The sequence below is a fragment of the Pseudomonas sp. Irchel 3A5 genome (genome assembly GCF_900187575.1).
Classification (GTDB): Bacteria; Pseudomonadota; Gammaproteobacteria; order Pseudomonadales; family Pseudomonadaceae; genus Aquipseudomonas; species Aquipseudomonas folii.
On the sequence record NZ_FYDU01000002.1, the window covers coordinates 231,312 to 251,870 of the forward strand.

Sequence of the window (20,559 nt, forward strand, 5' to 3'; positions counted from 1 at the left end):
AAGCACCGCGAGGCAGCGACGGCGGTCCGTCTGATGCACCGCTATCGCGGCCTCGCGGTGCTCGTGCGCGCCTACAGAGACTAAGTGAAAACTACTGCGCGTTGATCGACTAACGATAGATATCTGCGCGCGTCCATGGCAAATCATGACCACCATCGGCGCGAGGTTTGACTGCCAGAATCTGATGCAAATTGATCCAGCCGTGGGCAAACCCATAGGCACAACCAGCCAGATACAAGCGCCAGATGCGCAGCGTCTGTTCCGGAACCATGGCAGCGGCCTGCTCCAGATGCGTTTCCAGTCGGGCGCTCCAGTGCTCGAGGGTTTTCGCGTAATGCAGGCGCAGACTTTCGACATCCACTATTTCCAGCCCCGCCTCGCTGATGTCAGCACTGATTCGCGATACGTGAGGTAGCTCGCCATTCGGGAACACATAGCGGCCGATAAACTCACCAGCACCGCGGCCCACCGGGCGACCATCAATATGTTTGGCGGTAATACCGTGATTCATCACTAGCCCGCCCTCCTTCACCGCGCCAAACAGGCACTGGGCGTACAGCGCCAGATTGGCGTGGCCGACGTGCTCAAACATTCCGACGCTGACCACCTTGTCGAAGCGACCGTCCTGAGGCAGATCTCGATAATCCAGCAGTTGCAGGTCCACCTGATCTTCCAGACCTTCAGCTTTGACCCGGATCTGCGCCAGCTCCAGTTGCTCGCGGCTCAGGGTTATACCGAATACCTTGGCACCGTATTCACGCGCGGCGAAACGGGCCAGGCCTCCCCAACCACAACCCACATCCAGTAAGTACTCACCCGGCTTGAGCCGCAACTTGCGGCACAGGTGATGGAATTTGTCTTGCTGCGCCTGTTCGAGGCTTTCATTGCCGGTTTTGAAATAGGCGCAGGAATACACCATCTCTTTGTCCAGCCAGAGCTGGTAGAACTCATTGGAGACATCGTAATGGTAGGAAATCGACGCTGCATCGGTGGCTTTGTCATGCGGGCAGCGAGTCGGACCGCCCTCCTGATCTTCGTCACCCAGCGCCTGGGTCAACTCATCGCAAACCCGCATGACCTCACTGATGGAGCCTTCCATATCCAGTCGGCCTTCCACGAAGGCGCTGCCCAGCAGATCGAGGCTTGGGTGGGAAAAATCGGAAACCAGTTGGGGGTCTTTGACGAAAATCGTCACGCTAGGCGTGGGCCCGAGGTCGAGTTCATGACCGTCCCAGAGCTTGAGACGTAGCGGAAGGTGCAGATTCTGTAAGGCCGGTGGAAGTTGCGCGAGCATTTGAGTAAACCCCCAATGATCAAGAACTTGAAAAGCGTAGTTGAGGATCAGTTCTGGACTAGAACCAACCCGCTATAGGCGCTATAGCCAATAACTACGAATCGACCTCCGGGAACAGCCTTGTACCCCACCTGATTCGAGCCAGACATGAAGCTGGAAAATGCAGCACTCTCCATGACTGACTGTTAATTTGTAACAGAGTTCTTCAAACCTCAAGCAATTTTTTATACTTAACAAATCGCTCCAGTTCGCCGTTTATGCGAGTCATAACTGACTTAACGTTGCGCCGTGACTGGCAGCTCGCCCAACGGCTCATGCAGCCGCAGCAATCTGCCAGCGTTACCCAACACCAGCAGCGTGCTCAGGTTATGCAGAATCGCAGCGACCATCGCCCCCGCCGCACCCAGCCAGCCAAAGGCAGCCAGGGCCACAATCGCAAGGGTCCAACCGAGGCCGATGATGACGTTGACCTGCAGCGTTCGGCGACATTGTCGGCTCAATCGAACACAGGTCCCCAGCCGACGAAGATCACTGCCAATCAGCACGATGTCTGCCGACGCCAGCGCGATATCGGCACCACCCGCGCCCATTGCCACACCCACCACACCCGCTTTAAGGGCCAGGGAATCGTTGATGCCGTCGCCCACCACCATAGGCCGGAAGCCGCGGTTTATTTCCGCCCTTACCCGGGTCAATTTGTCCTCGGGCAAGGCTTGGGACTGCACGTCGCTAATGCCGACTTCCTGAGCCAGTGTGTTCGCGACGGCTTGTCGGTCACCGGTCAGCAGCAACTGCCTGCCCAGACCCAGCTCGCGCAATTCAGCCAGCGCTGCACGGGCCTCTGGCTTCAGCGTATCGGCCAGCAACAGCCAACCGAGAAACACACCGTCGAGTGCCAGACCGGCAATCGGACCGTCGTGAATCGGGACCGCTGCGGTGGTGATACCCAGTTGCTCGAACAACTCGGGACGGCCCAATGCAGCAATGCCCAGCTCACTCGTCGCTACGACACCCAAGCCCTGAAGCTCACGGATATCGCTGAGCGCCAGCTGCTGATCCTTGGCAATCAAACTGGCCAGCGCGCGGCTGACCGGGTGACTGCTGGCGCTGCCCAGGCTTGCCGCCAATGGCAGAAAATGCGGCGACTCGGGACCCGCGCTTTGCACGGACTCAATACGCAATGTGCCAAAAGTCAGGGTGCCGGTCTTGTCGACGACCAGCGAAGTCAGGTCGGCCAGCTCTTCCAGAAAGGCCGAGCTGCGAATCAGAATCCCGTGTCTGGCCGCCACGGCGATACCTGCAATGGCCGTTGCCGGAGCCGATAGCACCAACGCGCATGGGCAAGCGGCGACCAGCACGGCGAGCATGGCCTGGGCGTTATTGGTGATGAACCAGGTCACTGCGGCAATCAGCAACACCAGCACCATGTAGCTGCCCGCATACCGCTCCAACAGCCGGGTGATCGGAGGCTTGGAGCGCTCGGCGCTTTGCATCAGCGCAATCACTTTGCCCAACGTGGAATCCTGCCCCGTGCGCGTCACTTCAATACGCAGCAGACCATCCAGGTTGATCGCCCCGCCAAACACTTCAATCCCGGCCCTGGCCTCCAGTGGCACTGATTCACCGGTAATCGGCGCGGTGTCCAGGCTGGCTTGACCCGAGATCACTCGTCCGTCAGCGGGCACCCGATCGCCCGCACGGACTTCAACCTGATCCCCCGCAGCCAGCATCGAGTTATCCACTTCCTCCACGCTGCCATCAGCCTTGATCAACCGCGCATGGCTGCGGGTCAGGCGGCCCAACGCCTGAATGGCTTCCTGAGAACCGATGACGCTGCGCTCTTCCAGCACATGACCAAAGATCATGATGATTGGCAGCAGCGCCGCCGTCATCAGGTCTCCGGTAGCCCAGGCACCCAGCATCGCCAAGGCGATCAATTGATCGGTCACGCCATGCAGGCTGGGGTAACGCAGGCTGTGCCAACCGGCGCTGACCACCGGAATCGCCACCAGTAGAGATGCCGCGCCCAACAAAAGCTGGCTGACGCCATATTGATCCGGCGCGACAAAACGCCAGATCAAGCCCAAACCCAATAGCCCCAGGGCCATCATTGCCAAGGTCAATTGGCGTGCAGCACTGCGTTTTTCCGGGGCGCTGAGCATGCTCTGCGCCCCGGGTGTAGCAACGGGTTCGTGAACGGCTTCGCCACTCATTGTTCTGCTCCCTGAATGATCAGGCGGGAATCGTCACGGGGGTCGACAGTGGTCACTGAACCGGCCTGGCCGAGGATCTTTGGCACGCGCTCGCGGTAGAGACGTTGCAACAAACCGGGGTCACTCCCGGAATGCATCGACTCACTCAGGCTGGCCACTGTGGCCGTATCGGTCCGGGCTTTGGCCAGACGCTCGGATGCCTGGGCATGCGCCACTTGCAAGGTACGGTCTGCCTGCTGGTTAGCTGACTGAATGAGCTTTTCCGCGTCGTTCCGCGCATTCGCCACGGCTTGATCAGCGAGCTGGCTGGCGGTCAGGACCGAGTTGAAAGCATTGATGGCTGCACCGGGCAAACTCGATTGAACATCGACACGGGTCACCTCGACGCCAATGCCGACGCCCGTGGCACTCAGCTCTGCAAGCCTCTGATTGATACCGCGCACCAGATCGCCGCGCAGGCGCTCACGTCGTTCCGCTGACTGGCTGTCAGCCGAAACAAGCTCAGGTCGGGCGACCAGAATGGTGTCCAGATCCCGCGCCGCTGTCAGCGCCACGGCACTGCGATTGACGAGTCGGTCAAGCGCTGGCGCCACATGATCACCCTGCAGCACAAAGGCGTAGGGATCGCTGACTTTGTAGTAAACCGTGACGTCCAGCTGCACCACCCCGGCGTCCCCGGTCAGCAGATAACCCGACCCGGCCAGCGCATCGCTCATGGGCGCCGCAAAGCTTGCAGCCTTGTCGGCCTGCACAGCCGAGAACGAACGCAACAAGGTCTCCACACGGCGTTCAATCACCCGGTCCGCGGACGGCAACAACACCACTTGCTCGAACGGTTGCGGCCAGGCGGTCAGCAGCCCGGCGTTCTGGATCCGCTCCAATGCGCCCATGCGTAACACCACGGCACGGTTCTGCGGATCGATCTGTCGCACGTTGGACACGGCCCAACCCAACGCAGCCAGAATCGTCACGCCATACAGGGCCAGAAACGCCAGACGGCTGGCCTGCAACCATGGGTTGTTCGAGGCCGGTCGTTGATTGCCTGAGGCGTCATGCTCACTCATGGTTGCGACCCGGTTTTACCCGCCGGCGTTGAAGAGCCATCCAGCGTGGGCGGGCCATCGACCAGCACTTTGAACGGTGCGGCATCGGTGCGCAGAATCAATCTGGTGCCGGGGGTAACAATGGTGCCGAGGGTGTCCAGCGAACGCAGAAGGTTATAGAGCTGCGGCGAACCGGCGTAGGCACGGCCATAGATTTGCGCGGCTTCGACCCGGGATTGAGCCTCGATATCGGCGGCCTTGACCGTAGCGTCTGCCTCAACGATTCGCGCGTCACGCTCGGCTGCCGAACGAATCTGCGCCGCTTCGCGCTTTCCCACAGCGGTCCGTTCGGTGGCGATGGTTTCGCGCTCGGCACGCATCCGGTCCACAGTGGCGTTGAGCGTCACCGACGGCAGGGTCAAACGCTCAACCCCGACCTGCAAGACGCGCACGCCGTAGGTGGTGAGCAATTGTTGATCAATCTGCTGACGCAGCTGGTTTTCGAATTCGCTGATCCGCACCTGGCTGGCATCGGTGTTCACCAGACTCGACAGATCAAAACTGCTGGCCGTGGTTTCCAGCGCAGAACCGACGAAGGTGCGGATCTGCCGCGCCGCTTCGTCCGGCTGGTTTTGCACGGCTCGCATGAAGCGTTGCACGTTGTCCGCGTCGCCCTGAACCTGCCAGGCGACATAGGCCTGAACGATAATGCGCAACCCGTCACGCGTGCCGACATCCTGCAAGCCGCTGGAGGTGGTGCGCAAACGCAGATCCACCGGAATTGCCGCCTCGAAAGGCGCAGGCCAGCGCCAGCTCAAACCCGGCTCCAGCAACACTCGCGAAGGATTACCGAAACGGGTAATGACCGTCGCCTCGCCCGAGCGAACCTGGACCAGACTGGCGGCTGCCACGGCAAACGCGATCAACAGTGCCGCGAGCATTCCCCGACGCCATGGAAAGGCGGCAGAGCCGGATGATTCGCCGTGGTGGTGACCGTGGTGATGACCGTCATGGCCGTGGCCGCTGTGATCGTGACCGGCGTGATCGTGGTTATGAAACAGACTCAAGGGACGACTCCTTACTGGACGGCTTTACGCGGCGCCGTTGGGTCTGCCGGTAGGGTGAAAGTACGCAGGTCGATGGTCGGTGCATTGTTCGCCCCGCCCAGACGGTGATCGAGCACCAGCAGTTTCGACTGGGCCAGGCCCTGGCTGAGTTGCGTCAGGTACTGCTCCAGCAAGAACGCCTGCCCCGCCCTGGCGTAACCCTGCTGTTCGGCACTGAAACGCAGCTGCGCGGCTTGAGCGTCAGCCATGACTTCCCGAGCGCTGGCGGTGGCTTTGTCATGGGTTTGGGTCGCGTTGAGTTGCGCCACATTGGACATGCTGCTGGCCGCGCCCCGCTCCCGGGCAATCAGCGCCTGAGCACCAATTTGTGCGGCCTGAACCGCGTGGTAAGCGTTGGCAGCCCCGGCAGGCGGGTGAATCGCTTCAATCACCGTGGCAAGAATCTCCACACCGCTGTTGAGGCGCTGCAAGTCGGCCTGGATTGCGTTGCCGATATCTTGCGCCAGGTAGGAGCGCTGCTCACCCAGCAATTCGTCCAGCGTGCGCGAAGCAAAATCGTGCACGAGTACCCGGCTGGCCGTGCTGCGAATCAACATCGGCACATCAGCGCTGTTATACGTAGCAGCCAGGGCCGCCTCGTCGGTCAGGCCGATGCGATACACCAGCCGCACATCCATATTGACGATCTGAAAGCCCTGCTTGTCGCCTGCACTGCTGGCGATCACCTGAGACTTTTCATTGATATGGCTGGCGTCCCACAAACGGTTGGTGCTGGCCGGGGCGGGCCCTTCTGCTGAATCAGGCACGGGAGCAGAAGTGATGCCGCTCGCATCGGCGACGCTGGTGGCCAGTTCGTGAACCACGCCGTTTTCCACCGCCAGTACCCGGCCAAAGGGCCAGGGAAGACCACCGTGCAAACCGGGCCCGAGTACCTCTACCGGCTTGCCAAAACGCTCGTAGATGCCGCGTCCTTGCATTGGGATTTCATGTACACCGCTGAGCGCCCAGCCCAGCGCCATGACTGTCGCCAGGACGGGCAGAAACGCTCGCCGCATGTAGGTGAAGGCCCAGATCTGCCGCAGGTCGATACCAAAGCGGTTATGTAACTCGTGCTGCAAGGCCTGCAAAGGTTGCGGCGGCCAGCGCAACAGGCCCGCGATGAAACTGCTGGCCGTCAGACGCGGCTCGACACGGGGATTACGTGGATTGAATAGCGACAGCGCCGCACGGATCAGCAGTTCAAGGGCCACGAGGCCCGGCAATAATCCGCTCAACACCGCCAGCCGTGCCGTCCATGGGCGTTCGACACTGGAGAAAAACAGACAAACCGCGCCAATGAGCAACATCGTAATCGCCACGCGGGTCATTTGCGCCAGTTGTGCCGCTTCCGGCCACTCGGCCTGCTCACCACTGAACTGGCGCTCAAGGACCAGCAGGCCGAACGCCAATAACACCGCCGTACTGCCCGCGACGCTGCCCACCCGCGAAAAGTCGCTGCCCGGTAGCGACAAGTCCCACACAGCTTCGAGGCAAGTCAGCGCAACCACTGACCAACCGGCCAGCCAAAGCGTGGGGGCACCAATCTGTGTCAAGGTCGAGCGCCCTAACCGACTGATGCGCTCAAGAAGCCGGTCGTACCAGCCGCTGTCCTCTGGCTCCAGAGCCTGCGACGCGACATGTGGCTCGACGCCTCTCAACACCAAAGCACGCCATTGCGCAACGCCGTGGGCGGACTGCAGAGCGGCAGCCAACAACAGAAACGTAGCTGCAGCGTTGACCAGCACCGCAGCCCACAGCGTGTTCGCTGCAAACAAGTCAGCGAACAACGCCAGTATCAATCCGAAAATGCCCGCCCCACCCGTTATCCAGGTCAGGCGTTTTAACCGCGCCGCATGCACCGCGGCCCTTTGAAATCTGGGCAGGCCATTCAAGCCGCCGTGCTCAACATCCAGATCAACCCGCATCGACGCCCCAGAACTCACCGAAAGTTGCTGCCATAGCCCGGCACTTGCGGGCTGAACCCACAGGATAGGTCGTTACGATATAACAGTAACAGTGAAATTTTTGTCAGCGCTGATTTCGACGTGGGACCGGCTTTAGCCGGGAAGGCGGTATTCCTCACGCCCTGTCTTTAGTGACTGTACTGCCCTCTTCCCGGCTAAAGCCGGTCCCACGAAATCGCGCCCATTAGAAATCGTTTAACTGACCGTCGCTGTGGAAAACTCCCGCACATGAGACCTGCTGCACAAAGAACATCAGGCCACGTTCATTGCATTGTGTTTCACTACTACAGGGCGCGCCGTCGGGTTATCCACAGGCGCACAGTTGACCTGCCGACAAGGATAGCTTCACGTTGATTTCGATCTATCAGCTCAAACCCCGTTTTCAAAATCTGCTGCGCCCTTCAGTCCAGCGTCTCTACAACCGGGGCGTCACCGCCAATCAGGTGACCTTGAGCGCCTGCATCGTTTCTTTGCTGATCAGCGGGTTGGTTGCGGTGTTCGCCGCGCACCTGTGGATATTCGCGCTGATCCCCTTGTGGATGATTGTGCGCATGGCGTTAAACGCCATCGACGGCATGCTTGCCCGGGAGTTCGGCCAGCAATCACGACTCGGCGCCTACCTCAATGAACTGACTGATGTCATCGCCGACAGTGCGCTATTCCTGCCATTCGCGTTGATCCCGGACGTCAGCCTCGGGCTGGTGCTGATGGTGACGCTGGGTGCAATCATCAGCGAATATGCGGGCGTGCTCGGGCCCATGGTCGGCGCGTCCCGTCGGTATGACGGCCCGATGGGCAAGAGCGATCGTGCGTTCGTGTTCGGGGTGATCGGTGCGGGCGTTGCCGTGCGCTGGCTTTCGGCCCTGTGGATAAACATAATCCTGGCGGTCGTCAGCGCCCTGCTGGTTTACACCCTGGTCAATCGTGTTCGTCGCGGGCTGACGGAAGTCGCTGCCTCCAATCCGGAAGATGTCGTCAACAACTCACAAGCATAAGGATTTCGACATGCGTGTCGCTCAGGATCAGCGCTTCAGCACTCATGATGGCGTCGAACTTTTCTATCGCCATTGGCCAGCCACCGCCCAGGACCCGTCGGTTCCGCGCCAGGCAGTGTTGCTGTTTCATCGAGGTCACGAGCATTCAGGGCGCATCGCTCATCTGGTAGATGAACTGGATCTGCCAGGTTTCGATTTCTTCGCATGGGACTCACGTGGTCATGGGCAATCGCCGGGCGCAAGGGGTGACAGTCCAAGTTTCGCCACCAGCGTGCGCGACGTGCAAACCTTCGTTGCTCACTTGAGCAGCACGTTCGACATTGCTGAAAAAAACATGGCAGTTGTCGCCCAGAGCGTAGGGGCCGTGATCGCAGCCACCTGGGCCCATGACTATGCACCGAAAATTCGTGCATTGGTGCTCGCGTCCCCGGCGTTCAAGGTCAAGTTATACGTGCCCTTCGCCCGTCCGGGCCTGGCATTGCTGCGCAAATTCAAGGGCAACTTCTTCGTCAACAGCTACGTCAAGGCGCGCTTCCTGAGCCATGACCCCCAGCGTATCGCGTCCTATGACAGTGATCCGCTGATTACCAAGGCGATATCGGTCAATGTTCTGCTGGGACTTTACGAAGCGGCTGATCGGGTCGTTGCCGACGCCGAGGCGATATCGATACCGACGCAATTGCTGATCTCCGGCGCAGACTTCGTGGTTCATCGCGGCCCGCAGGAACGCTTCTTCGAGCGGCTGGGCAGTGTGCGCAAAGAGAAACACATCCTGCCGGGCTTCTTCCACGACACGTTAGGGGAACGCGATCGTCACCTGGCGATTAGCCGGGCGCGACGTTTCATCCTGCAAAACTTCGAAGAACCGATCTCGCGACCCTCGCTGCTGGACGCGGACAGAATCGGCGCGACCTGTGCCGAATCCGAAGCGCTGGCCGCACCTTTGCCACACAACTCGTTGCGTGACCTTTATTGGCGAATGACACGCGCCAGCATGGGTCTGGGCGCGAAGTTATCCACAGGTGTAAAACTGGGCTTCGATACTGGCTTCGACTCCGGCAGTACGCTGGATTATGTCTATCGCAATCAGCCGAGTGGCACCTCTGCACTGGGCAAGCTGATTGACCAGAACTACCTGAACTCAATCGGCTGGCGCGGTATTCGCCAACGCAAGCTTAACGTCGAGGAAGTGCTGCGCCTGGCCATGGCTTATCTGCGTAACCAGGGGCAACCGGTGCGTATTGTGGATATCGCCGCCGGACACGGGCGTTACATTCTGGAATCACTGCAGGGGGTTGATCCGCTGCCGGAATCGATCCTGCTTCGCGATTACAGCGATATCAACGTGCGTGACGGCAGCGCGTTGATCGAGCAAAAGGGCCTTGGCCATATCGCCCGCTTCATCAAGGCGGATGCTTTCGACCGCAATGACCTGGCGGCACTGGACCCAAAACCCACACTGGCCGTGGTGTCCGGTCTGTATGAGTTGTTTGCCAGCAATCAGATGGTCGGCGACTCATTGGCTGGGCTGGCAGCGGCCGTAGAGCCCGGCGGTTATCTGGTCTACACCGGCCAGCCATGGCACCCGCAACTGGAGTTGATCGCCCGCGCCCTGACCAGCCACCGGGAGGGGCAAGCCTGGGTGATGCGTCGTCGCAGCCAAGCGGAGATGGATCAACTGGTTGAAGCGGCAGGCTTTCGCAAGATCACCCAGCGTGTGGATGAATGGGGGATTTTCAGCGTGTCTCTGGCGCAGCGCATCCAGTGAAGACTGTGCGCGAGCCAGGCCTATGGAAGCGGGCCGTGGTGTGGCTGATATTTCTGGCACCGTTTTTCTTCGCCAGTTACGGCTTTGCCACCTGGTACACCGCCCAGCGTGCGGATGTCGGCACGTTGGTGTTTGGCTGGGAACGGGATATGCCGTTTTGGGCGTGGACCATCATCCCCTACTGGTCCATCGACCTGCTTTACGGGTTTTCATTACTGGCCTGTCTGACACGACGCGAGCTGGATACCCATGCGCTGCGCCTGTTCAGCGCGCAGCTAATTGCGGTCAGCTGCTTCCTGCTCTGGCCCCTGCGCTTCACCTTCGAGCGTCCGGAACTGGACGGGCTGTTTGGCTGGCTGTTCGCCGTTTTGGCAGGGTTCGACAAACCGTTCAATCAAGCACCTTCGTTGCACATCGCGCTGCTGGTGGTGTTATGGGTCTGCTACGACCGTTATCTGCGTAACTTTCATGCGGGATGGCGATGGCTGTTGCACGGCTGGTTTGCGCTAATCGGCCTGTCAGTGCTGACCACTTGGCAACATCACTTCATCGACTTACCCACAGGCGCATTGGCCGGATGGTTTTGTGTCTGGCTATGGCCTGATCAGGGCCGCAGCCCAGCGTTGTCCGCAAGGCTGAGCCATGATCCGCAACGGCGAAGGCTCAGCGCGTATTACAGCGTGGGTGCTCTGGTCTGCGCAGCGTTGGCCCTGGCGCTCGCTGGTGGCTGGCTGTGGCTGATCTGGCCAGCGGTTTCGTTGCTGTTGGTGGCAATCAATTACCTGCTGCTGGGGGCCAATGGCTTTCAAAAGCGCGAGAACGGGAGCTTATCCCCAGCGGCGCGCTGGCTATTCGCGCCTTACCTTGCAGCGGCGTGGATAAATTCAAGGCTGTGGACAAGATCCCGTCCGGAGCCGAGTTTGATTGTGGATAACGTCTGGCTGGGTAGATTGCCCACTCGATCCGGACTGTTGCCTTTCAAAACTGTTGTGGATATGTCCGCCGAGTTACCACTGGATGCCGGATCTCGCGGTTATCAGGCGGTGCCGGTGCTGGATCTCACTGTCCCCACTATCGAGCAATGCCTGATAGCCGCTGCAGCAATTGAACGCTTGCGTCAGCAAGGCCCCGTCCTGGTCTGCTGTGCGCTGGGCTATTCGCGCAGTGCTACGGCCGTCGCGGCCTGGCTTCTACACACTGGACGAGCCGAGTCTGTGGATAACGCCGTCACTATGCTTCGCGAGGCAGCGCCGAGAATTGTATTGGGTGCCGGGCATACAGCGGTTTTGCGCAGCACCACTCTTCCCTGACACCGCGCTGTTGCGAACGGAGACCTGTAGGAGCGCACGAGCACCGCGAGGCCGCGATAGCGGTGTATCAGACAGACCGCTATCGCTGCCTCGCGGTGCTCGTGAGCTCCTACAGAAACGTTTTCAAAATCAGATAGTTGTAGTTTTTGAGAAGAGCGAGCTAGCTCGCGATGGCGTCAAACCGGCGCAGACTCACCTGAAGGCAAACAGAGATGTCCCATGAAATGCAGCTTCACGTGGTTGCCAGCCTGCTGCGTCGGGGCAAGGCACTGGATAACTTGTCCACAGGGCTGACGCTGCTCAGTCTCGCCTTCGGCCTGATTCAGCTGTTGATAACCGACGTTCACCCATTCCTGTTGATACTCGCAGTATTGGGCACGATTCTGGGTCTGCTGGAAAAGTACTACGCCATGCGCGTGGCATTTGACGCTGATCTGTTCCACATCATGGCCAACGATCCCCAGTGGCCAACAGACCGCACTGCAGCGCTGGATGACGCCTTGAGCACACTCGGCCTCCAGCCTGTGGATAAAGCCGGGCGGGAATGGTCGGTTCGCAGTCAGGGTGCTTTACGGCTTCTGCGCCAGCAGCTTTTGTTTTTGTCCGTTCAGCTGTTGGTATTGCTGAGTGCGGTCGTGATTTTCCCTTGGTTGTCCTTCACCTCTTGAGGAAACGCCATGTTTGAACCCTTGGTCGCGACGCTGATTACAGCCGGCGCGCGCAGCATCACTGGTGCCCGCAGCCTGTGGCTCGGCAGTTCTCCAGAGCCGACACAACGCATCTATTTCGCCAACCACAGCAGCCACGGCGATTTCGTCTTGCTCTGGGCCTCGCTGCCTCCAGCGCTGCGCAAGTTGACTCGCCCCGTTGCGGGCGCGGATTACTGGCAGAGCAGTCCGCTGCGCCGCTACATCATCAACGGTGTATTCAATGGCGTGCTGGTGGATCGTCAGCGCAAGACGCCGGACAGCAACCCGTTACAGCCCATGCTGGAAGCGCTGGAAAGCGGTGATTCGCTGATCATCTTTCCGGAGGGCACCCGCAACCCGGAAGAGGGTCTGCTGCCGTTCAAAAGTGGCTTGTATCACCTGGCGAAAAGTTACCCACAGGCCGAGTTGGTGCCAGTGTGGATCGCCAACCTGAATCGTGTCATGCCAAAAGGGCGAATACTGCCATTGCCGTTGTTGTGCACCACCAGCTTCGGCGCGCCGTTGCAGTTGGGCAGTGAAGAAAGCAAAGAACAGTTTCTGTCGCGCAGCCGTGAAGCGCTGCTGGCCCTGGCTCCGGAGCAGCTTTGATGGATAAGCAGACGCAAATGTTGTTCATGGGGATTGGCGCGATTCTGTTGCTGGCCTCGCTGATCGGCTACATCCTCAAACGCAAGGCTGGCGGCCCTAATTCGGTCATCGACAACCTGAACGCGCGGATCAATGCGTGGTGGGTGATGGTGATTGTCATCGGCATCGCCTTTTCGCTGGGATACACCGCGGTAATCCTGCTGTTCTACGCGGTATCGTTCTATGCCCTTCGGGAATTCCTGACCCTGACGCCGACCCGCAAAAGCGATTACCCGGCTTTGGTAGCAGCGTTCTACGTGGCCTTGCCACTGCAATACATCCTGATCTGGATGGACTGGTACGGGCTGTTTTCGATCTTTATTCCGGTCTATGTGTTCTTGCTGTTGCCGATCCTTGCGTCACTGGGGGGTGACAGCAAACACTTCCTCGAACGCGCCTCGAAGGTCCAGTGGGGACTGATGATCGCGGTGTTCTGCGTGTCATACGTTCCCGCCCTGTTGACGCTGGATATCGCCGGATACGAAGGCCGCAATCTGTTGCTGATCGCCTGGCTGGTGATCGTGGTGCAACTCTCGGATGTGTTGCAGTACGTCTGCGGCAAGCTCTTCGGTAAACGCAAGATTGCGCCCAATCTGTCGCCCTCCAAGACCGTTGAAGGTTTTGTCGGAGGCATCGCACTTGCCTCGCTGATTGGCGGCGCGTTGTTCTGGATCACCCCATTCAACCCGTGGCAGTCGATTCTGATCGCGCTGCTGGTCAACTTGTTAGGTTTTGCCGGTGGCATCGTCATGTCGGCGATCAAGCGCGACCGTGGCGTGAAGGACTGGGGTCACATGATCGAAGGTCACGGCGGCATGCTCGATCGCCTCGACTCCGTGTGCTTTGCCGCGCCGATCTTCTTTCACCTCGTGCGGTACTGGTGGACCTGACGTGGCATGTCAGGCAACTAACTGATTTTGAATGCTTTTCTGTAGGAGCTCACGAGCACCGCGAGGCAGCGATGGCGGCCTGTCTGATACACGCTATCGCGGCCTCGCGGTGCTCGTGCGCTCCTACAGATCCATTTATTGCTGCGCGACGGCCGGGAGCTGCGCCTACAAAAAAGCTGCCGCTTGACGCTTACCCCCCTAAACATTACAACCATAATTTAACAGCCCGCGATCTTCTGGGCTTTACTTCCCCGCATGTCGACTCAGGAGCAAAGGCTATGAGCAGTTATGACGTTGTGATTATCGGTGGCGGCCCCGGCGGCTATAACGCAGCCATTCGCGCCGGTCAGTTGGGACTGAGCGTAGCCTGCATCGAGGGCCGCGAGACACTGGGCGGGACTTGCCTGAACGTCGGCTGCATTCCTTCCAAGGCGCTGCTGCATGCGTCGGAGCTGTACGAGTCGGCCGCGGGTGAGGAGTTCGCCAAGCTCGGTATCGAGGTCACGCCCACGCTTAACCTTGCGCAGATGATGAAACAGAAAGGCGACAGCGTGGCAGCACTGACCAAGGGTATCGAGTTCCTGTTTCGCAAGTACAAGGCAGAATGGATCAAAGGCTGGGGGCGCATTGCAGGTCCGGGCAAAGTGATCGTCACCGATGCCCAGGGTGTCGAGACCGAGCTGCAAGCCAGGGACATCATCATCGCCACAGGCTCAGAGCCGACACCGCTGCCCGGTGTGGAGATCGACAACAAACGCATTCTGGACTCCACCGGCGCGTTGTCCCTGGCCGAAGTGCCCAAACATCTGGTGGTAATTGGCGCAGGGGTCATCGGTCTGGAACTGGGGTCGGTATGGCGACGTCTGGGCGCGAAAGTCACAGTGGTGGAATACCTTGATCACGTCGCCCATGGCACGGATCTGGAAGCTGGCAAGACACTGCAACGTTCACTGTCGCGTCAGGGAATCACCTTCAAGCTCAGCTCGAAGGTCACGACCGCAACCTCGACGGATCATGGCGTGAATCTCAGCGTTGAGCCCGCTGCCGGTGGCGATGCCGAGTTGATCGAAGCCGATTACGTGCTGGTCTCTATTGGTCGGCGGCCTTTCACCAACGGCCTGGGGCTGGAAACGGTCGGCCTTGAGGTCGACAAGCGCGGCATGCTCGAAAACAAAGGCCATCGGACCGCTGCCGAGCATGTCTGGGTGATCGGCGACGTCACTTCAGGTCCGATGCTCGCGCACAAGGCCGAAGACGAAGCGACGGTGTGTCTGGAGCGCATTGTCGGCAAGGCTGGGGAGGTGAATTACAACCTGATTCCCAACGTGATCTACACCCGTCCGGAACTGGCCAGCGTCGGCAAGACCGAAGAGCAACTCAAGGCGGATGGCCGCGCCTACAAGATCGGCAAGTTCCCGTTCAGCGCCAACAGCCGCTCCAAGGTCAACCACGAAACGGATGGCTTCGCGAAGGTTCTGGCCGACGAGCGCACCGACGAAATTCTCGGCGTGCATCTGGTAGGCCCGAGCGTCAGCGAAATGATCGCCGAGTTCTGTGTCGCCATGGAGTTCGCGGCATCGTCGGAAGACATCGGGCTGATCAGCCACGCCCACCCTACCCGCTCCGAAGCCCTGCGCCAGGCGGCGATGAGCGTGATCGGGTTGCCAACGCAGTCTTGATTAATTGCGCTTTTGTGGGAGCGGTGCTTGCCCGCGATAAGGACGCAGCAGCGTTCGGATATTACCTAAACCCTATCGCGGGCAAGCACCGCTCCCACAAGGTAATGCGCGATCCAGAAACAATTCCGGCACATCTAAATCGTAATTATTTATGTTTTTTTCGAACCAGATGCTGTGTTTGTTATCTGTAGTCGGTACTTTGGCGTTCAGCAAGGAGTCGTAGCGCGCAATTTTCTTGTGCAGGATGCACAGTACTCGTTAGGGGCTTCACCTTATGAATCGCAGGACTCTCCTGAAAGCATCCATGGCGCTGGCGGCTTATAGCAGCGTTCCGGCCTCAGGGCTTTTTGCTGCACGCGCGATGGCCGCCACGGCCGACGGCGAAATCGAACACTTTGACTTCGATGCACTGAAAGCCCATGCCAAGCAATTGGCTGGTCGGGGTTACGTCAGCAACAAGCAAGTACTGCCACCTGTACTGGCAAACATGACACCGCAACAGTTCAACGCAATCAAATACGACGCTGGCCACTCCTTGTGGAACGAGCTTAATGGCCAACTGGACGTGCATTTCTTCCACGTCGGCATGGGCTTCAAAACGCCAGTGCGCATGTACAGCGTCGACCCGAAGACCAAAGAGTCCCGGGAAGTGCACTTCCGCCACGAACTGTTCAACTACGAGTCCAGCGGCATCGACAAATCGCTGGTCAAAGGTGACCTGGGCTTTGCCGGCTTCAAGCTGTTCAAGGCACCCGAAATCGCCATCAACGACGTCGTCTCGTTCCTCGGGGCCAGCTATTTCCGTGCAGTGGACAGCAACAAGCAATACGGCTTGTCGGCACGCGGCCTGGCTATCGATACCTACGCCAAGCGTCAGGAAGAATTCCCTGATTTCACCAAGTTCTGGTTCGAAACACCGGACAAGAACGCCACGCGCTTTGTGGTCTACGCGCTGCTGGACTCACCGAGCTGCACGGGTGCCTACCGTTTTGATATCGATTGCCAGTCCGGCCAGGTGGTCATGGACATCGATGCGAACATCAACGCACGCACCGACATCGATCAAATGGGCATCTCACCGATGACCAGTATGTTCAGCTGCGGCACCCACGAGCGCCGGATGTGCGACACCATTCACCCGCAAATCCATGACTCGGATCGTCTGGCCATGTGGCGTGGTAATGGCGAGTGGATCTGCCGCCCGCTGAACAATCCGCCAAGCCTGCAATTCAACGCCTTCGCCGACAAAGACCCCAAAGGTTTCGGGCTGGTGCAGACCGACCATGAATTTGCCAGCTATCAGGACACCGTTGACTGGTATCACCGCCGTCCAAGCCTGTGGGTAGAGCCGACGACACAGTGGGGCGAAGGCGCGGTCAATCTGGTGGAAATCGTCACCACCGGCGAGACCATGGACAACATCGTGGTGTTCTGGACGCCGAAGGACAAAATCAAAGCCGGGCAATCGGTCAATTACGGCTACAAGCTGTATTGGGCACCGCTGCCACCTGTGCGCACGCCACTGGCGCAAGTGCATGCCACGCGTTCCGGCATGGGCGGTTTCACCGAAGGCTGGGCACCCGGCGAGCATTACCCGAAGTTCTGGGCGCGACGTTTTGCAGTGGACTTCAACGGCGGCGGTCTGGAAAGCCTGCCGGAAGGCACAGCCATCGAGCCTATCGTGACGGTGTCCCATGGCAAGCTGCAGGAATTCAATATCCTCGTGCTGCCTGACATCAAAGGCTATCGGATCATTTTCGACTGGCTGCCAGACAGCGACTCGGTCGAACCGGTAGAGATGCGTATGTATATCAAGACTCAGGACCGCACACTCAGCGAAACCTGGCTGTACCAGTACTTCCCGCCCGCGCCTGACAAGCGTAAATATCCGGCGTAACCCGAACTGATTCCGAGGTGTATTGCAGTATTTGCATGCACCTCGGAATCGTCCCGCTGCATACGTCAATTTTAAATATTCAACTAATTCAATACGTTATAAATCCGCTTGATTCCTGCTCATCGGAAGATGCTCGAATATTGACGAATTGATTGACAGTTCCCTGAACTCAGGCTGATATAGCCCCTGTCCTTTCTGATTCACCCTCCCTGTTTTCCTGCCCCGTTGACCATTCCCCATGGTTGATGAGCGGTAGCGTGGATGATGGTTTTTTCTGCATATCCACCCCCCGCCTGTAGGAGCTCACGAGCACCGCGAGGCAGCGATGGCGGTTTTTCTGACACACCCCCATCGCTGCCTCGCGGTGCTCGTGAGCTCCTACAAAATCCGCGACTAGTTCAGTAAAGCCTGGCACCTCCATATGAGGCAGAAAACATGATGTTGAACTCTGCGAAAGGCAGCGACGCTCGCTCGTCGATTCTGTCCTTCAACAAATCAACGGTGGTGGTATGGATTGCCATCAGCCTGATCCTGATCGAGACCTTTTCCGGTGCGCTGCGCTTTTACTTCGACAAGGCGGGTATCGGGCCTCTTTTGTATGTGCCGAAGATTGCCTGCCTGGTGATGTTTGCGCTGGAGCTGCGTGATTACAAGGCAGGCCGGATGGTCTGGCTGAGCTTGTTGCTGTTGGTGGTTTCCAGCGTGCTGGCAATGTTGCATGGGGCAAGCTTGAACAACGTGGCCTTTGCCTTGTTTGGCATCAGCCCGCTGCTGTTCGGGATGGTCTGCAGCGAACATCTGATCCATCGGCGCCGATTATTTTTATGGGTGATTGGCCTGTGCCTGGCGGCATCACTGGTGGGCATCGCGCTGGATAAATTCACCTCGGTACCGTGGAAAGGCTACAGCTACAGCATCGGTGATGCCGAACTGAGCGCCAACACCTCATGGACCACGGACACTGAAGACCGCATCGCCGGCTTCGCCCGGGTGTCCAACATCCTGTCGATCCTGATCGCCATCTACACGCTGTACCTGCTCATACTGCTGCGCTCACGGCTTCTCTGGTTGCTGTTGAGCCCGGTGGCTCTGTACGCCATCGTCCTGACCACCAGCAAAGCCCCCGCCGCAGCCTTCGCGTTCACCCTGGTGTTATTGCTGATCAGCCGCATGCGCTGGACGACGCGGATTGTGTGCCTCATCACAGTATTGGCGGGGATGCTGCTGCCGGTACTGGGCATGCTTTATGACTTCGACATGCACACCGTCAGCAGTAGCAACTCGGCGCTGGGCACCCTCTATGACCGGTTGATCAACACCTGGCCCAATGTCGCTCACGCCGTCAGCAACGAAGGCTGGAGCCTCACCGGTGCAGGCTTCGGCATGTTCGGTGGTGCGGCCTCGATGTTCCCGGTCCCCGGTGGTGAAATGCTGGTCGGTTCGGACAGCAGCGCCATGTACCTGTGGGCGATGCTCGGGCTGGGTGGCGTGCTGCTGTACCTGATGCAGATTCCCTTGTTTTTCAAACTGACCGATGACGACAGCCATGTCGGTAGAGCATTGCTGGCGATCACTTTCTGCTGCTGCATGATCAGTTGGACCACCGACATGTTTGAAGTAACCGTCGCCAATCTGTTCCTTGGCCTGGCGATAGGTCATGCACTGTCTGACAAGCTTATGGATAGCCGCAAAACCCCAAGGCTCCAGGAGTTTCACTGGTCGCCCTCGCCGACGGTGTACTGACGATGACGGGCAAAGGATTTGCCGCCGCGCTTGCCTGCATAACCTGGCTGACCTGTACTGCGCTGAAGGCCGAAGAGGTTTTTATTCTGGGCATCAGCACACACCTGATGAACTTCGACGCCTCGTCGAAGCCCGCATTGGAGCTGGCTGCCAAGGCCGGATTCAGCGCCGTCAAAGACGATGTTTTCTGGTCGACCGCAGAGCCGACGCCCAATCATTGGCGCATCATCGCGCCATGGCGTGATTACCTGAGCACCGCGACCCGCCTGAACCTGAACAGGCTGACGATTCTGGACTACAGCACGGCCTTTCACGACAACGCCAAACCGCGCACGCCGACGGTCAAAGCGGGTTACTTGAACTATGTGAATTACGTCACCGGTCAGTTGGGCAACAAGGTCGATTTCTACGAGATCTGGAACGAGTGGGATCTTGAGGCCCCCAAGGACCCGCAACTTAGCGCGGATTACGCCGCGCTGGTCCGTGAGGCCGTACCGGTGATCCGCAAGAACACCGTCAAGGTAAACGGCACGCCGGCCAAAATCCTTGCGGGTTCGGTGACTCCCGAAGGCATGGACAGCGGCTTTGCCGATCGACTGATCGACGCAGGCATGCTTGATCTCGTTGATGGGCTATCGATTCATCCTTACGCCCATTGCGCCGCCGACGGGCGTAACAACCCGGAAAGCTGGGTACAGTGGCTGCGCGATTATGAGCAACACATTCGCACCAGGGCAGGACGCGTCGTACCGATCTACATCACGGAAATGGCCTGGCCCAGCCACAAAGGTCCATGCGGGAATACCCAACAAACCCAGGCGGCGTACCTGGCGCAGATTCTGTTTTTCACCCGCACCGTCCCGAACATCAAAGGCCTTTGGTGGTACGACCTGATCAATGACGGGCCAGACAGAACCGATCAAGAGCATAACTTTGGTCTGCTCAATCAGGACCTGTCACCCAAGCCCGCCTACGGAATGGTCCACGCCATTGCCGACGTGATCAGGCATTTCACCTGGGACGCGCAGGCCAGCACTCAATCTGCCGATGCCTATCAGTTGCACTTCGACAAGGGTGATGAACATGTCATTGCCGCCTGGGCTGTCGGCGGGCCGCGCCTGGAGCAGATCACCACCCAGCGCCAACAGAAAGGACCGGTCATGTTCGTCGACACGGCGGACCCGGCCAAAGGGCAAATATCCGGCGAGGCCTTCTGGCGTTGTCAGGACGACCAGTGCTCTGTTCCCGTTACCCTCACCCGCTTTCCGAAAATCATCAGCCTGAACTCCGAGACAGTAGCGCCCCAAAGGCGCTGACCTC

Annotated in this window: 15 protein-coding genes; 10 read left to right on the forward strand and 5 right to left on the reverse strand. The window is 59.0% G+C overall.

Annotated features, from left to right (window positions below):
- Positions 1 to 109 precede the first annotated feature (109 nt).
- The 5 genes from cfaB to hflK (CKW31_RS03670) form a co-directional block, all read right to left on the reverse strand.
- Positions 110 to 1,294: a C17 cyclopropane fatty acid synthase CfaB gene (gene cfaB, locus CKW31_RS03650; protein ID WP_095093076.1), complete on the reverse strand. Its 1,185-nt coding sequence runs from the start codon at positions 1,292 to 1,294 to the stop codon at positions 110 to 112.
- 275 nt (positions 1,295 to 1,569) lie between these two features.
- Positions 1,570 to 3,507, reverse strand: a complete 1,938-nt coding sequence (locus CKW31_RS03655) for a cation-translocating P-type ATPase (RefSeq protein ID WP_095093077.1) — start codon at positions 3,505 to 3,507, stop codon at positions 1,570 to 1,572.
- Positions 3,504 to 4,571 (reverse strand): protease modulator HflK, encoded by a 1,068-nt coding sequence (gene hflK, locus CKW31_RS03660; protein ID WP_095093078.1) that lies wholly within the window; start codon positions 4,569 to 4,571, stop codon positions 3,504 to 3,506. Before hflK (CKW31_RS03660) ends, CKW31_RS03655 begins: the two co-directional genes overlap by 4 nt.
- Positions 4,568 to 5,617, reverse strand: a complete 1,050-nt coding sequence (gene hflC, locus CKW31_RS03665; protein WP_095093079.1) for a protease modulator HflC — start codon at positions 5,615 to 5,617, stop codon at positions 4,568 to 4,570. The genes hflK (CKW31_RS03660) and hflC overlap by 4 nt, the downstream gene beginning before the upstream one ends.
- Before the next feature lie 11 nt (positions 5,618 to 5,628).
- Positions 5,629 to 7,581 (reverse strand): protease modulator HflK, encoded by a 1,953-nt coding sequence (hflK, locus tag CKW31_RS03670; RefSeq protein ID WP_095093080.1) that lies wholly within the window; start codon positions 7,579 to 7,581, stop codon positions 5,629 to 5,631.
- A 389-nt stretch (positions 7,582 to 7,970) separates the two neighbouring features.
- On the opposite strand from hflK (CKW31_RS03670), the gene CKW31_RS03675 reads away from it, so the two are divergent.
- The 10 genes from CKW31_RS03675 (at position 7,971) to CKW31_RS03720 (ending at position 20,555) form a co-directional block, all read left to right on the forward strand.
- Positions 7,971 to 8,615: a CDP-alcohol phosphatidyltransferase family protein gene (locus CKW31_RS03675; protein WP_095093081.1), complete on the forward strand. Its 645-nt coding sequence runs from the start codon at positions 7,971 to 7,973 to the stop codon at positions 8,613 to 8,615.
- A gap of 10 nt (positions 8,616 to 8,625) precedes the next feature.
- Positions 8,626 to 10,383 (forward strand): bifunctional alpha/beta hydrolase/class I SAM-dependent methyltransferase, encoded by a 1,758-nt coding sequence (locus CKW31_RS03680; RefSeq protein WP_095093082.1) that lies wholly within the window; start codon positions 8,626 to 8,628, stop codon positions 10,381 to 10,383.
- Positions 10,380 to 11,693, forward strand: coding sequence for a phosphatase PAP2/dual specificity phosphatase family protein (locus CKW31_RS03685; RefSeq protein ID WP_095093083.1), 1,314 nt, complete (start codon positions 10,380 to 10,382; stop codon positions 11,691 to 11,693). The genes CKW31_RS03680 and CKW31_RS03685 overlap by 4 nt, the downstream gene beginning before the upstream one ends.
- Before the next feature lie 212 nt (positions 11,694 to 11,905).
- On the forward strand, positions 11,906 to 12,361 hold the full coding sequence (locus CKW31_RS03690) for a hypothetical protein (protein ID WP_095093084.1): 456 nt from the start codon (positions 11,906 to 11,908) through the stop codon (positions 12,359 to 12,361).
- 9 nt (positions 12,362 to 12,370) lie between these two features.
- Entirely contained in the window at positions 12,371 to 12,991 is a 621-nt protein-coding gene (locus CKW31_RS03695; protein WP_027902501.1) for a 1-acyl-sn-glycerol-3-phosphate acyltransferase, read from the forward strand.
- A complete protein-coding gene (locus CKW31_RS03700) occupies positions 12,991 to 13,920 on the forward strand; it encodes a phosphatidate cytidylyltransferase (RefSeq protein ID WP_095093085.1) in 930 nt (309 codons plus the stop codon). The genes CKW31_RS03695 and CKW31_RS03700 overlap by 1 nt, the downstream gene beginning before the upstream one ends.
- 278 nt (positions 13,921 to 14,198) lie before the next feature.
- Complete coding sequence (lpdA, locus tag CKW31_RS03705; protein ID WP_095093086.1) at positions 14,199 to 15,599, forward strand: dihydrolipoyl dehydrogenase; 1,401 nt, start codon at positions 14,199 to 14,201, stop codon at positions 15,597 to 15,599.
- A 274-nt stretch (positions 15,600 to 15,873) separates the two neighbouring features.
- Entirely contained in the window at positions 15,874 to 17,496 is a 1,623-nt protein-coding gene (locus CKW31_RS03710) for a glucan biosynthesis protein D (RefSeq protein WP_095093087.1), read from the forward strand.
- Positions 17,497 to 17,931: 435 nt separating this feature from the next.
- Entirely contained in the window at positions 17,932 to 19,239 is a 1,308-nt protein-coding gene (locus CKW31_RS03715; protein ID WP_095093088.1) for a hypothetical protein, read from the forward strand.
- A gap of 2 nt (positions 19,240 to 19,241) precedes the next feature.
- Positions 19,242 to 20,555: a hypothetical protein gene (locus CKW31_RS03720; protein ID WP_095093089.1), complete on the forward strand. Its 1,314-nt coding sequence runs from the start codon at positions 19,242 to 19,244 to the stop codon at positions 20,553 to 20,555.
- Positions 20,556 to 20,559: the final 4 nt, after the last annotated feature.

Coding starts and splice junctions, on each gene's coding strand:
- cfaB (WP_095093076.1), bottom strand. CDS start 1,294: ATGCTCGCGCAACTTCCACCGGCCTTACAGAATCTGCACCTTCCGCTA.
- CKW31_RS03655 (WP_095093077.1), bottom strand. CDS start 3,507: ATGAGTGGCGAAGCCGTTCACGAACCCGTTGCTACACCCGGGGCGCAG.
- hflK (WP_095093078.1), bottom strand. CDS start 4,571: ATGAGTGAGCATGACGCCTCAGGCAATCAACGACCGGCCTCGAACAAC.
- hflK (WP_095093080.1), bottom strand. CDS start 7,581: ATGCGGGTTGATCTGGATGTTGAGCACGGCGGCTTGAATGGCCTGCCC.
- CKW31_RS03680 (WP_095093082.1), top strand. CDS start 8,626: ATGCGTGTCGCTCAGGATCAGCGCTTCAGCACTCATGATGGCGTCGAA.
- CKW31_RS03690 (WP_095093084.1), top strand. CDS start 11,906: ATGTCCCATGAAATGCAGCTTCACGTGGTTGCCAGCCTGCTGCGTCGG.
- CKW31_RS03695 (WP_027902501.1), top strand. CDS start 12,371: ATGTTTGAACCCTTGGTCGCGACGCTGATTACAGCCGGCGCGCGCAGC.
- CKW31_RS03700 (WP_095093085.1), top strand. CDS start 12,991: ATGGATAAGCAGACGCAAATGTTGTTCATGGGGATTGGCGCGATTCTG.
- lpdA (WP_095093086.1), top strand. CDS start 14,199: ATGAGCAGTTATGACGTTGTGATTATCGGTGGCGGCCCCGGCGGCTAT.
- CKW31_RS03710 (WP_095093087.1), top strand. CDS start 15,874: ATGAATCGCAGGACTCTCCTGAAAGCATCCATGGCGCTGGCGGCTTAT.
- CKW31_RS03715 (WP_095093088.1), top strand. CDS start 17,932: ATGATGTTGAACTCTGCGAAAGGCAGCGACGCTCGCTCGTCGATTCTG.
- CKW31_RS03720 (WP_095093089.1), top strand. CDS start 19,242: ATGACGGGCAAAGGATTTGCCGCCGCGCTTGCCTGCATAACCTGGCTG.